The following is a 14,069-nucleotide window of genomic DNA, read 5'->3' as shown; positions in this document are numbered from 1 at the left end:
TGAATAAATGTTTAAGGAATACAATCATTCTGCATTTTCATTACACTATGAACTTGTATTAGTAACAAAGAATAAGACACCAATATTTAATGAAGATATAGTGAATTTTGGGGTAGAGATATTTAAAAACATTAGTGTATCATATCAGGTTAATTTAACTGGAATACACTTTGAAGCAACACATATGCACTTTAAATTTGAAGCATATCCTACTACAAATTTATATAAATTCATAAACGCATACAAGAGTGCATCAAGTAGAAAAATAAAGAACTATTATCCAGAAGTTAGAGATAAACTAAGTGGCACTGCCATGTGGGAAGCTAACTATTTCTTAATAACAACAGGAGTAAGCTCAAACGATATAGTTTTACACTACATTGAAGAATATATTAAATGTGACGAAATACATCATGAACATACTGAAAATTGTATAGGTGAATAATATGGTTATAGGAATAACAGGTGGGATTTGTTGTGGTAAAACAACAGTTTTAAGTGTTTTAAAAAAGCTTAACTTTAAGGTTTTTAATGTTGATGATATATCGCATGACCTATTAAACGAGGATGAAGTTAAGGAAGAAATAAAAGAAAAAATATCTAAAGATGTTTTTTGTGATAATAAGATAGATAGGAAAAAATTAGCTTCCCTTATCTTCTCTGATGAAAAGAAAAGGAAAGCTTTAAATAAGATTATGCATAAAAGAATAATAGCTTGCATGATTGATATCATATCTAAACAAAAAGAAGGTCTTACCTTTATAGAAGTTCCTTTGCTATATGAACTAAATTTAGAAAAGTATTTTGATGAAATAATTCTAATATACGTAAGTAGAAAAGAACAAATAAAAAGAATAATGAAAAGAGACTGTACAACAGAAATTAAAGCAAAAGATATGCTTTTATCGCAAATTGATATAGAGGAAAAGAAAAAATTATCCAAGTATGTGATAGAAAATACGCATAGTATAGAAAGGCTTGAAAAAGATATAAAAGAGATGGTAGAAAGGATAAAAAATGAATGTAACTGATGCAAAGTATATAAAATCAGCAACAAGAAAACAAGATTATCCAGAAAATAAGACGGTAGAATTTGCCTTTATAGGTAAATCAAACGTAGGGAAATCTTCTTTAATAAATAGATTAACTAATAGAAAAAATCTTGCAAGAACAAGTAAGACTCCTGGTAGAACACAACTTGTTAATTTTTTTTTGATAAACAATAAGATATATTTTGTTGATTTACCAGGTTATGGATTTGCAAAAGTTCCTGCCAATGTCAAAAAAAATTGGGGGAATATTATAGAATCATATTTATCTTGTGATAGAAAGAAAATAATTTTTCTACTTTTGGATATTAGAAGAATACCATCTAGTGAAGACATAGATATGTTAAAGTGGTTAGAACACTATAATCAAGAATATTACATTATCTTTACCAAAAATGATAAAGTATCAAATAATGAAAGATTTAGACAATTAAAAGAAATAAAGAAGAAGTTAGTATTTAATAATGAAGATGTATTTTTCCACTCATCACTATCAAATAAGGGGACAGACGAGTTACTTACTTTCATTGAAGAAAGGATAAAGGAAAATGAAGAAAATAATTAGTATTTTTGTACTTTTTTTGACCTTAATTTGTTACGGTGAAAAAATAGAGAAATACGATGTGATAGTTAGTGTTAATAAGGATAAAAGTATTAATATAAAGGAAAATATACTATATAACCCTGAAGGTAAATTAACACATGGTCTAATAAGATATATAGTAAAAGATAATGTAGGTAATATTTTTAGCCTAAATAGTAAGGTTGGTATAAAGGATTTTGAATCTAATTTACCTGTAATGTTAGAAAGAGGAACAAAGTTAAATTCATATAGATTAGGGGATAAAGATGTATATCTTCCAGAAGATAAGCCTACATTAATAACTAATAGCTATAATATATACAATATCATAAGAACAGATGATAAGACTTCTCAAATATTCCTTAATGTCATAGGACAGTACTGGGATATGGATATAGAAAAAGCTAATATAACATTGAATGTTGATAATAATGCAATAAAAGACTTGTATGTATTTACAGGGCCTTTAAGAAGTCAGACTAATAACTATACAATAGATAGAAATACAATAAGGACAAAATATAAATTAAAACCATATGAAGGGCTTACATTTAAATTAAATTTAGATAAAAAAATATATAGCTATACAATGAAGGATAGAATATTTAATATAATAAATGCCTATACAAGCCTTACATATAATCTAGCTATTTCTTTTGTTCTTTTAATTTTATTCATAATAGTAGGTATATTAAAGAAAAAGTTTAAAGATAATAGACCTATAGAACCTGTGTATAAGATAGATGAAAAGATTAGTCCATCTTTAGCATATATGGTGTATAAGAAGAATATATCAATAAAACCTGTACTCTACAACCTATTAACAGTTGTTTTCTATAGTTTCTTAACTAAGAAGATGATAATAGCCACTGATAGATATGAAGATGTTGAATATATTTTAAAAAAAGGTGAGAAGGTAAAAGAAAAAGAAAAATATAGGCTAAAGTGGGAAGACGAAAATGAAAAAAAATATAGTTTTGTTGAAACAGAAGTACTAGAAAAAATCTTACCAACATTACCACCAGAAGAAAAGAAGGCAGCTTTAAATCTATTTAGATCGAAAGATGATTTGCTTAAGAATAAAGAAGTATTAATGAAGACTAATCTTGAACTTAATGGATATGTTACGGGGATATATAAGACAAATGTAGGAAGTTTTGTATATTTACCTATGGTTTTGACCATAGTAATAGCAATAATTACCTTTGTAATTAATATATCTCTTTTAGAATTTAATGTTTCAACATTACTTCCTATAGCTCTTCTATTGTTAAATATCTTCACTTGTTCATCACTGATGATATTTACAAAAGAAGGTAAAGACATACTTAGAAATATTAAGGGATTTCTAATGTATTTTAATTTAACTGAAAAGAATATATTTAAAAATTTTGATAGTGAAAAAGAATTAATAACCTATGCGAATAAGATGCTACCTTATGCGATAGCATTAAATATACGTTCTAAATTCATATCTAAGATAGATGATGCAATAAGAACTAATAACTTTGATGAAGACTATATCTATTCAGGTATATATTATGGATATATATATAACTTTAGTAGTATTAATAACGATATATATATTAATTCTATGCCAAAAGTAGAAAATTCAAACTATTCTGATGGAAGTTTTTCAAGTGGTAGTGGAGGATTTTCAGGTGGTGGATTCTCTGGAGGTGGAGGATCTAGTTGGTAGTTTGCACTAAAAAATATTTTATGATATAATTTTTCTATAAAACAAAAATGGAGAGAGAAATGCTTAAAACTTTAATATTTAGAGAATTTAGATATAATGAAGATATAGAAGATAGTATTAAAGAACTTAAGAGTAAAAATGATATAGAATCTCAAAAGCAACTAGCAAGTATTTATCATGCATATAAACGCAATAATGAAGCAATAGAAATATTTGAGAAGTTATCAGAAGAAAAACCAGAAGATCATGAAATAATGGCTTTTCTAGGTTATTTATACTACGAAAATGATACTTTAGATTTAGCTAAGGTTTGCCTTGAAAGATCGCTTGAACTAAGTTCAAAAGAACCGTTTGTACTATTCCTTTTAGGAAATATTTGTTCAAGACAAGGAAGAATATTAGATGCATGTAGCTATTATGACAGAGCAATATTCTTAGACTTTGATATAATAACAGCACATGTGGATTTTGGAAGAAAATACGAACACATGGGCAGACATGAGAAGGCGTATAAGGAATACTTAGCAGCATATAATTTAGATCCATCAGACAAGGATTTAAAAGAAAAATTAGATTATGTAAAGAGTAGATTTAATAAATGATGGAGTTACTCCATCATTTTTAGTAATGAGGTGTATATGGTAAAATTAAGCTTATCGTTAGATATAAGTGGAGAAATTAAAAGTGTAGAAGAAATAGAAGAAAGCATAAGAACAAAATATAGGAAGGTAATATGGTCTAGATTCATTAAGGCAATACATGATTTTAACTTAATAGAAGATGGTGACAAAATTGCTTTAGCAATATCTGGAGGTAAAGATAGCTTGCTTATGGCAAAACTATTTCAAGAATTAAAAAAAGATAAATCAAAAAAGTTTGAATTTTGTGCAATAAATCTAAATCCAGGGTTTAAAGAAGAAGACTTAAAACAATTTAAGGAAAATCTAAAAAACATGGGTATTGATTGTGAGATAATAGATACAAATATCTGGCAAGTAAGTAATAAGATGGCACCAGATAGCCCTTGTTTTTTATGTGCGAAAATGAGAAGAGGTATTCTATACAAAGAATTAGAAAAAATGGGATATAATAAGATAGCACTTGGTCATCATTTTGATGATGTTGTCGAAACAACTTTAATTAATATGTTCTTTGCAGGTACAGTCAAAACAATGTTACCTAAGGTACAGTCTGAAAGTGGTAATTTATCATTGATTAGACCTATGGTTTATGTACATGAAGAGGACATAATTAACTTTACAAAGAGTAATAATATTAGAGCAATGAGCTGTGGTTGCCGTGTTGAACAAAATAAGGTGACTAGTAAAAGAAAAGAGATAAAAAGATTACTAAAGGATTTAGAGGAAAAGAATCCAGGAATAAAGAAGAGAATATTTAGTGCAATGAAGAATATAAATCTTGATTATGTGTATGGGTATACTAAAAAATAGTGATAAGAAGGTAAAATATGACAATTTGTACAGTTTGCTATATAGAAAAAGATGATGAAGTATTAATGCTATATAGAAACAAGAAAGAAAATGATATAAACGAAGGAAAATGGATAGGTGTCGGTGGTCATGTTGAGAAAAATGAGAGTCCATATGACTGCGTAGTAAGAGAAGTTAAAGAAGAAACGGGATTAGATGTATACAATCTAATTCCTAGAGGACATATGACATTTATCTTTAATAATGATGTAACATATATACATGTATTTTCAACTAGGGATTTTAAAGGTAGTTTGATAGACTGTGATGAAGGTGAATTACACTGGATAAAAAAGAGCGATATAAAGAAATTGAACCTTTGGGAAACAGATGCATACCTAATAGAAAAAATAGTAAATAATGATTATTCATATTTTATGACAAAAGCAGAGTATAGTGATGATAAATTGTTGTTAAATAAGGTAGAGGTGGATTGAGGTAAAAATAACTACCAAAGAAAAAACATGAACTCACAATCAAAATGGGTTCATTTTTTTGAACTTCCAATAAAATCTTGGGGGTGTAAATTTTCTTGAAATATGAACTAAATTATAGTAAAATATAGTATAATACTAAGTAAAAGAGTTGGGAACTATGAAGAAAATAAGAAAAACAACTTTAATACTTTTCTTTTTTTGCATAGTGTCACTGTTTAGTTTAACGTTTATTAACATAAACTCTGTGTCAAAAACATTCTTTAAGGATATAGTTGGAACTAATATTACTGTAAGGGATATAAGGGCTAAGGGCTTATGCATACAAATGAAAGATATAAATATTCGGGACTTGAACAACGAAGAAGTGGGAAACATAAAGAGCGGATCTTTGTATTTTAATCCATTTTTACCATCAAGATTAAGTAGAGTTAGTTTTTCAGGTGGTAATCTAAAGATAACACAATACAAGGATGGTTCATTAAATCTTAATAAGATTTTAAGAAGCTCAGAAAAAGTATCTAGAACATCATATTTTTCTAGAGTAAGAATAAAAAATATAGATGTGTTATACAATAACATGACATTTAAAAAAGCAATTACTAAGAAGGTAACAGATGTTTTTGGAACTATAGATAATTTACTAGAGTCAGAATATGACATAAATGTAAGTGGTAAATCTTTAGGAAGTGTAACTGGACAAAAAGAAGAGTTAGGTATGAGATTAACCAACAAGCCTAATTTAACAATGAAAATATTAAGCCTATTTTCATTTGATAATAAGTCTAAGTTAGACACAGTATCTACACAAGAGTTCAAATTTAAGAATCTAGATATAGACGATGCCTTATACCAATTTGCTACTTTAGATATTTTGGATATCAAAAAAGGTAAGTTAGATGGAAGTATAAAGTTAGTTGATTATAGGAATAAGACAAGCTTATTCGGAGATCTTGATGTTGTAATATCTAGTGGAAGATACAAGGACTATGACGAAGAAATTACTAATGCGAAAGCAAAAGTAAAAATGGATGGTAAAACAGTTAAAGTAAATGGGAATATAGTATTAGATGATAATGATAAATTAGGATTTTTAATTGACTATACTAACGATACTAGTGATTTAGGTATTGTTCTTAAGACAAATAATTTATCTTTTGATAAGATTAATAATTACGAGCTAGTCAAAAAATTAAATCTTGGTATTAAAGGTGCTATTAAAGGAACAATTAGTACAAAACTTAATGTAAAAGACAAGGTTAATATAAAGGACATAAAGGTAGACTTAAAATCTAATCAATTAAATGTTAAAGATGTTGATATAAGGGATATAAAGCTTTTAGTTGACAAGAATGAAAAAGATAAGTTATACAATATATCATATAAGTCAAAAGTTATTAAAAAGCCAGTAGACATAGATTTAGAAATAAATTCTAAATATGATATTGATAAGAATAATATTTTTGGTAAGTATCTAGTTAAAAGTAATATAAAAGAAGTAAAACTTGATGATATTAAAGGGGATATTAATTTAGAACCTATGACTAAGGGATATATAACCTTAGATAGTAATCAACTATACGGTAAGGTTGAGTTAAAAGACAAAAAATTAATTGCTAATTTAAATGCTAAACAATATATACCATATAGTAATAAAAAAGATATTAATATTAAAGCTTTACCTAGTTTAAAAAATGTTGTATATGACTTAACAACAAATAAGTTTAATGCTAATTTGGTAGTTAATGCATCAGGTACATTTAAAGGTAAAAATGTATCTATTGTGACTTCATCTAATATAGATAATCAAAAAGCTGTAAGTAATGCAAAGATTATGTTACCTATGGGTAATTTAGCTGTATCAGGTACTACAACATTTAGCAATTTAAGACATGATTACAATATACAAGGTAATTTACAAGCGTTAGACTTAATGCAAATGTTTAATATAGACAACGATAGATTAAATAAGGATGTACCTATTAGTGTATCAGCAAAACTTAGTGGTGTAAAAAAAGATATATCTGTAAGTTATGATATAAATTCAAAACATATGGCCTACATAGTAGATGCATATGATGTTAATTTAAAAGGATATGCAAATCATATACTAGATGATAAAGCACGTGATATTAAAGCTAGACTTAATATGAATGAAGCATGGTTTAAATATCATAGATTAAAAGAACTAGGTGCTGATATTACTTATGATGGTAAGAATCTATTAATTAAAGATATTAATAATGAGTTTGTAAAAGGTAATATTATATACGACTTAAAGACTAAAGAAGTACATTCACAATTAGATGTAAATAAATTTATGATATATTCAATATATGATATACCAGATATTAACTTAGATTTAACAACTTTAAAGGTAGAGGCAAGTGGAAGATTAGATAATATAAATGCAGTGTTCAAGATAGAACCATCAACAGTTGTAATAAAGGATAAGTTAATAGGATACTTAGATGGACTAGCAACATTAAAAGGAAATATATTATCACTAAACTTTAAACTTAATGGCAATGATATTAGTGGTATATATGATACAAAGAAAGGCTATATTGATATCAAATTAGATATAGACCAACAATTAAATGATATATTGAAGATAGATGGCTTTAGTTCTAAATTAAAGACAAATATACAAATAGCTGGTAAAAAAGATGATATATTCATGAGTATAGATGGTAAATTATCTGAAGTTAAGTATAAGAATATGAAGTTACCAGACATAGACTTGAGTGCATATTATGAAAAAGGTAATATGAACAATATATTAAAGACTGGAATATTACATGTAGATAAATTTAATGTAGTAAATTCAAGTGGAAAGAAAATATATAACACATCATTTGTTGTTGCATTGGATAATCTAAATATAGACTATAACTTAAAAGATAAGATATTTGATTTAAGAGACTTAGGAAAAGATTATTCAGGTAAGTTGAAAGTAAATACAATAGTTAAAGGAAATTTAGACAACATATTTGCTGACTTAGTACTAGAATCTAAGCAGTTAACAGTGGATGGACATAATATAACTAACTTAATATTAGACGGACAAATAAATAAAGATGGTCTTAATATAAACCAAGGATATTTGGAATACCAAAACAATCCAATATTAATTGAAGGATTTGCTAAATTCAAACCATTAGACTATACATTCAACGTAGTAGCACAAAACTTTAATTTGGAATTCTTAAACATTTACCCTAACATTTCAAATGCAACGGGTATTGCAAATGTTAACTTTAGTGCAAGAAAAGGTGTAGCTAAAGGTAATATAGATATAAAGAACTTTGGAATTAAAACTGGAGAAGTTGATATTAATAATCTAAATGTTAATATTAACATGACAGGTAAAGATGTATATGTAAATGAATTTAATGGTAATATTAATGGAGGAACAGCTGAAGTTAAAGGTGAATTTACAATTCCAGATATTCCAGACAATGTATCAGGATTAGACAATATCAGCATAGGTAGAATGAATCTAGATATGTTAGTAGATCATGTAAGACTCCCTATAAGCGGAAATGATATTGTTACATCTGCAAACTTATCACTAAAAGGTGAACAATTAGATGGTAATGTACAGATAAATAGTGCTAAAATTGAAGACTTATCATTTGTTAATAAGTTTAATAGTAAAAAAACTAAGAAAGATGAAAATATATTAACCAAGAAATTGAATATTATACTCAATAACATATTAAGAAGATATGTTGTTAATATAAATATCGATATGGATGAACCAGTAATAGTAGATGTACCATCATATCTTGTATTAAAAGATATTTATGGAGAAATACAAGGAAGTGCAACACTAACTATTGCAAATGGTATTCCAACAATAATAGGATCATTTAATACTTCAGACGGTAAGTTCACATTGAATAACAGTGAATTTTCTGTAGAAGTTCTAGATGTAACTATGGATGATAGAGATGAAGGTATAGATCCATTAATAAATCTTAGAGCAGTGACAGTAATTAACGGTGAAACAGTAGAAATTATCGCAAATTCTAACTTAAGTAATTTGAAGATAGACTTTAGATCACAAACAAATAAGTCTAGAAGCGAAATACTATCACTATTAGCATTTAAGGGTATAAAATTTGATAAGCATTCTATAGGTAACGTAAGTTCTAATGTAGTTAATATTGCTGCAGAAACAGCAGTTAATCAATTCATATCTAAATTTACAAATAAGATAGGAAGAAAGATAGGATTAACTAAGTTTGATATAGGAACAAACATTGGAAATAAGGATAAGATAGGATTTAGAAACTTAGGAGAAACAGCAGCACTTAACCTACACTTACAAGGTAAGATAGCAAAGAAAAAGAACATATATTGGAATACTAAGTTTAGCATACCATTTAATACTAATAAAAATAACTTCAAATATGATGTAAATATGTCATATAATCTAGGAGACGGATTGGGAGCAAATGTAGGTATAAAATCTAATGATTTGGATAGAAACGATAGAGCTAACAACAATATTAATTTCTATACTGGAGTAAATTATTCAAATAAATTTAATAACATAGGTGAGTTTTTTGAAAAGATAAATAATAGATTCGAAAAGCGTGAAAAGTTGATACAAGATAAAAAGCAAATTAAAAAATAGAAAGGACAAGTATGAAGAACAAGATTAAAGTAGCCTCATTATTAGGAGCCGTATTAGTTTCAACAACTTCATTGGCGACAAAGGTTAATAATATTGAAGTAAAGAATTTAAAAGAGTTACCAAAGGAATTTATACTTCAAAATTTACCAGTTAGACAAGGTAGTGAATACACTAACATGACATTGGGTGAAATTCACAAAGCACTTGCAAGTACTAATCTATTAGATGGTATAAAGATTAAACATGTAGAACACAAGGAAAACGATACAGTAGATTTAGTAATAGAAGTAGAAGAAAAAGAACATGCAATGGAAGCATTACAACAACAACAAATGGTAGAAGCAGCATCAAGAAGAACAGACCTTAAAGTTAATAGTGTTAAAGTTTTAAATTTAAAACATGTTAATATTAGTAACATTTTAAACGCTTCAAGATTAAGAGTAGGTGATTACTTCACACCAATAACCGTAAGTGAATTAGCACAAGCAATAGTAAATACAGGATATTTTGAAAGTGTTGTGCCTACTGTTACTAGAAATGCAAAAAACAAGACAGTTGATATTACATTAACTGTAAAAGAAAACCCTATTGTTAAAAGTGTAGACTTAGAAGGTGTAACAGTATTTAACAATGAACAAGTAAAAGAATTTGCAGGTATAAAGGAAGGTAAAGTATTAAATATATTAGCATTACAACCAGAAGTAAGTCCAATACTACAATTATACAAACAAAATGGATTAGTAGCAGCAAGAATAGAAAAAGCTACTGCAACACCAGATGGACGTGTAACTATACTAGTTTCTGAAGGTAAAGTATCAGACATATTATACAAGAAAAAGATAGAATTTGAAGATAATGTTAGAATATCTAAGAACAAAGTAGTTTTAAAGACAAAACCATATATCTTTGAAAGAATGACAAATATAAAGAAGGGTGAATTAATTACAGATGCTAAAATTGGTTCAACAATTAAAGAATTCTACAGAACTGGGCTATATAGTTCAATAGAACCAAGAATAACTAGTGATCCTAATAACCCAAATAACAAGATATTAACATTCCTAGTTGAAGAAAGACCAACAACTTCAATTAATGGACAAGTTGCTTATGAAACAAAAGAAGGATTCACAGGAGGACTTACATTATCAGATAAGAACTTCTTAGGTAGACAACAAGATGTATCAGTATCAGCAAACTTTGGTACAAGAGGAAACTATGATTTAAGTGCATCATTCTTTGATCCATGGATAAAAGGAACTGATAGATTACAATTAGGAGCAAACGTATTCTTTAAGAGAACAAAAGAAAAACATAAAGAATTAACTAAGGATGGACAATTTGTATTTGTAGATAAAACAATTGAAAAAGATGTTCCATACCAAATAATGAATGTACTAAATCCTTCAGGATCATACATATATGGTGGAAGCTTAACATTAGGAAAAGGATTTAAACACAACATTTTTGCAACAGTAAAACCTAGATTATTTGGAATAAAGACATATAACGGAGAAGGTATCACTAAAAAAGATAAGAAAGGTAAACCTCAATTATTAGTTGACTACACATTAGGATCAGTAACATTAGGTCTTTCATACGATACAAGAGACGATATGTACATACCTAAAAACGGTCTATACATCACAGGTACAGCAGAATTAGGATACATCTTTAGAGAAAAGAGCTTAAAGAATGAATACTTATATAATTTAAGAACAGGAACATTACAAAAATCATATACTGATTACAAGAAAGCATTAAATAAAGTTTTAGGAATTACAGAAGGAAATACTAATAACAGTACAACTGCAGGTGGTACTACTACAAGTGGTACAGCAAATAATAATGCTGCAAGTGGTAATACATCAGCACTAGTAGCAACAAGTACAGGTGCTACTAGTGCAGCAACAGGAAAACCTCCTGTTAATCAAAAACCAGCACAACCAGCTGAAACAGATGCAGATTTAATTGCTGCAGGTAATGAATTAAAAACAGCATACGATGCTAAAAAAGCAGCTGAAAGTGGTCAAGATGCAGGTGCAAAGAAAGCTGCTACCGAAAAGTATGATAAGGCTTTAGAAAAATATAATGCAAAATATTTTGAAGTTCATAAATTACCTAGCTTGAAAGAAGCTAAAGACGAAAACAGATTAAAACCAAGACCATTCTATATCTTAAACTTAGATGCAAGAGCTTATCATAAAGTAATTAAAGATAAGAACTCAATGGCATATAGAGTGACATTAGGTTATGCAAGTAAGGGAACTCCTGAAAATATGCTATTCCATACATCAGATGGAACAATATTAAGAGGATATCCAGATTCATTAGCAAGTATTTTAGCTACTGCAACTGTAGAAAATAGAACATACATAAATGACTATGTTCAATTAGTAGCATTTGCTGAAGTTGGTATACATAATAATCCGTTATATGATGAACATGGTGCAGCTGTATTCTATGGTGAAGATGCAGGAAGATACGCAGGACTTAGACAATATGAAGGATTCAAAGCTATGTTTACTAAAGAACATGTTAAAGCAGATATAGGTATAGGTGCAAGATTAACAACACCTTTAGGTGTAATCAGATTAGATTATGCATGGCCATTAATAAATAAACCTGATGCTGATAAAGATAAAGGAACTAAAAAAGGCTTTGATTTAGGTGGAAAATTCTCATTTGGATTTGGTCAAACATTTTAATATAGGGACTAGCATAGCTAGTCCTTATACACATAAGGAGAAGTAAATGAAAAAATTAATATTTTTAATATTAATCTTATTAACAACAATAGGGTGTGGTTTAACACCAGAAAAAACAGTTGAAACATTTTTAACTGATGTAAAGGAAAAAAAGGTTGATAAAGCTATGGAATTATCAAACAATCCAGACTTTGTTAAGAATCTAGAACATAATTTTAGCAATGATATGCAAAAAATGTTCTTTAATACATTGTATTCTAATTTAGAGTTTAAAGTTTTAAATTCAGTAAAACAGCAAGATAAGAGTATAATTGTAAATGTTGAAATAGTGAATATAGATGTACAAGATCTATTACTAAAAGTATTTCAAAGTTCATTACAAAAAACATTTAATGGGCAAAAAGATGTAAATATTGAAAAAGAAATTTTAAGTGTCTTATCTAGTGGGAACTTTAAAAAGAATAAGGTTGTAGATCAATATGTTCTAGTAAGAAAAGGTAGAAAATACAAAGTTGATGTTACATCAAAAAATATAGACAATATATTTGGGGGATATTATTCTTCAATAGCTAATATATCAAATATAGGTAGGTAAAAATGAAATCTAATATTTTAATAGGAATAAGTAAAAACGTAAGATTTGCCATAGCAGATACTACAGAAATATCAAAAGAGGCAGTAGAAAATAGTGAATATGATGGCATACTATGTACATCAGAGCTAGCCTTACTTAATATTATTTCAATATTATCAAGTAATATTAAGTCAAAGGAAGGTAAGATATCACTTGTATTGAAAGCTGATGGACTTTTAGGTAAGGCACACGCAAGAGCAAGAATAGATGGACGTGTCATATCTAGTAATGAGGTAGATGCAGATAAAATTGAAAAACTAAATGAGTGCAAAGACTTAGATGAGTTTAAGAAGATATACAGAATAGGCAAAGGTGTACTAAGATTTGAAACAGATTTAGGTTTAAAGAGTCCATATTATACAGAGATAGATATAGATGATACAAAGAACATAGAAGATGCACTAAGCGAATACTATATCAAATCAGAACAATTAAAAACTATTATCAAAACAGGTATAAAGTACACTGAGGGTAATAGCATATTGAAAACTGGTGCAATATTCATACAAGCTCTACCAGATTGTAGTGATGAAGTATTTGATAAATATGTTAAGAGAATAAAAGAAATTTATGGAATACAAGAACTATTAGCACATGATTTTAGTTTGGAAAAGGTACTAAAATTAATATGCGAGGATATAGAGGAGTATAAGGTACTTGAAGAAAGAGAATTAAGCTTTAAATGTGATTGTTCAAGGGAATACTGTTTAGATGTAATAAAAAGAGTTTATACTAAAAAAGAAATACAAGATATTATACAAAAAGATGGGTATATAGAAACAGTATGTAATTTTTGTAATGCGGCATATAGATTTAAAGAAGTTGATTAA

At 27.8% G+C, this 14,069-nt stretch carries 11 protein-coding genes; all 11 read left to right on the top strand.

All coding sequences use genetic code 11. From position 1 onward, the window contains the following. The first annotated feature begins 7 nt into the window (after positions 1–7). Complete coding sequence (tnpA, locus tag IMK15_RS03895; protein ID WP_046329173.1) at positions 8–445, top strand: IS200/IS605 family transposase; 438 nt, start codon at positions 8–10, stop codon at positions 443–445. A gap of 1 nt (position 446) precedes the next feature. Beyond that, positions 447–1,031 carry a dephospho-CoA kinase gene (gene coaE, locus IMK15_RS03890; protein ID WP_192941965.1) on the top strand — a complete coding sequence of 195 codons (585 nt, stop codon included), beginning with the start codon at positions 447–449 and terminating at the stop codon, positions 1,029–1,031. Next, positions 1,018–1,614, top strand: a complete 597-nt coding sequence (gene yihA / locus IMK15_RS03885; protein WP_192941964.1) for a ribosome biogenesis GTP-binding protein YihA/YsxC — start codon at positions 1,018–1,020, stop codon at positions 1,612–1,614. Before coaE ends, yihA begins: the two co-directional genes overlap by 14 nt. Then, positions 1,598–3,331 carry a DUF2207 domain-containing protein gene (locus tag IMK15_RS03880; RefSeq protein ID WP_192941963.1) on the top strand — a complete coding sequence of 578 codons (1,734 nt, stop codon included), beginning with the start codon at positions 1,598–1,600 and terminating at the stop codon, positions 3,329–3,331. Before yihA ends, IMK15_RS03880 begins: the two co-directional genes overlap by 17 nt. A gap of 59 nt (positions 3,332–3,390) precedes the next feature. Continuing rightward, positions 3,391–3,933: a tetratricopeptide repeat protein gene (locus IMK15_RS03875; protein ID WP_046329169.1), complete on the top strand. Its 543-nt coding sequence runs from the start codon at positions 3,391–3,393 to the stop codon at positions 3,931–3,933. A 36-nt stretch (positions 3,934–3,969) separates the two neighbouring features. Next, complete coding sequence (locus IMK15_RS03870; RefSeq protein WP_192941962.1) at positions 3,970–4,782, top strand: ATP-binding protein; 813 nt, start codon at positions 3,970–3,972, stop codon at positions 4,780–4,782. Positions 4,783–4,799: 17 nt separating this feature from the next. Continuing rightward, on the top strand, positions 4,800–5,258 hold the full coding sequence (locus IMK15_RS03865; protein ID WP_192941961.1) for an NUDIX hydrolase: 459 nt from the start codon (positions 4,800–4,802) through the stop codon (positions 5,256–5,258). A 157-nt stretch (positions 5,259–5,415) separates the two neighbouring features. Then, positions 5,416–9,900 carry a translocation/assembly module TamB domain-containing protein gene (locus IMK15_RS03860; protein ID WP_192941960.1) on the top strand — a complete coding sequence of 1,495 codons (4,485 nt, stop codon included), beginning with the start codon at positions 5,416–5,418 and terminating at the stop codon, positions 9,898–9,900. Positions 9,901–9,911: 11 nt separating this feature from the next. Next, the gene (locus tag IMK15_RS03855) at positions 9,912–12,605 is read left to right on the top strand and encodes a POTRA domain-containing protein (protein WP_192941959.1); all 2,694 of its coding nucleotides are present in this window, start codon (positions 9,912–9,914) and stop codon (positions 12,603–12,605) included. Positions 12,606–12,651: 46 nt separating this feature from the next. After that, positions 12,652–13,200 carry a hypothetical protein gene (locus tag IMK15_RS03850; protein WP_046329164.1) on the top strand — a complete coding sequence of 183 codons (549 nt, stop codon included), beginning with the start codon at positions 12,652–12,654 and terminating at the stop codon, positions 13,198–13,200. Between the two features lie 2 nt (positions 13,201–13,202). After that, positions 13,203–14,069: an Hsp33 family molecular chaperone HslO gene (locus IMK15_RS03845; protein WP_046329163.1), complete on the top strand. Its 867-nt coding sequence runs from the start codon at positions 13,203–13,205 to the stop codon at positions 14,067–14,069.

The sequence above is a fragment of the Sneathia sp. DSM 16631 genome (assembly GCF_014892235.1).
Classification (GTDB): domain Bacteria; phylum Fusobacteriota; class Fusobacteriia; order Fusobacteriales; family Leptotrichiaceae; genus Sneathia; species Sneathia vaginalis.
The sequence above is the reverse complement of the archived record's forward strand: the minus strand, read 5'-3'. Positions and strand labels throughout refer to the sequence as shown.

Excerpts from the sequence above, each read along its gene's own strand:
- coaE (WP_192941965.1), top strand. The coding sequence starts at position 447 with ATGGTTATAGGAATAACAGGTGGGATTTGTTGTGGTAAAACAACAGTT.
- IMK15_RS03845 (WP_046329163.1), top strand. The coding sequence starts at position 13,203 with ATGAAATCTAATATTTTAATAGGAATAAGTAAAAACGTAAGATTTGCC.
- yihA (WP_192941964.1), top strand. The coding sequence starts at position 1,018 with ATGAATGTAACTGATGCAAAGTATATAAAATCAGCAACAAGAAAACAA.
- IMK15_RS03875 (WP_046329169.1), top strand. The coding sequence starts at position 3,391 with ATGCTTAAAACTTTAATATTTAGAGAATTTAGATATAATGAAGATATA.
- IMK15_RS03880 (WP_192941963.1), top strand. The coding sequence starts at position 1,598 with ATGAAGAAAATAATTAGTATTTTTGTACTTTTTTTGACCTTAATTTGT.
- IMK15_RS03850 (WP_046329164.1), top strand. The coding sequence starts at position 12,652 with ATGAAAAAATTAATATTTTTAATATTAATCTTATTAACAACAATAGGG.
- IMK15_RS03855 (WP_192941959.1), top strand. The coding sequence starts at position 9,912 with ATGAAGAACAAGATTAAAGTAGCCTCATTATTAGGAGCCGTATTAGTT.
- IMK15_RS03860 (WP_192941960.1), top strand. The coding sequence starts at position 5,416 with ATGAAGAAAATAAGAAAAACAACTTTAATACTTTTCTTTTTTTGCATA.
- IMK15_RS03865 (WP_192941961.1), top strand. The coding sequence starts at position 4,800 with ATGACAATTTGTACAGTTTGCTATATAGAAAAAGATGATGAAGTATTA.
- IMK15_RS03870 (WP_192941962.1), top strand. The coding sequence starts at position 3,970 with ATGGTAAAATTAAGCTTATCGTTAGATATAAGTGGAGAAATTAAAAGT.
- tnpA (WP_046329173.1), top strand. The coding sequence starts at position 8 with ATGTTTAAGGAATACAATCATTCTGCATTTTCATTACACTATGAACTT.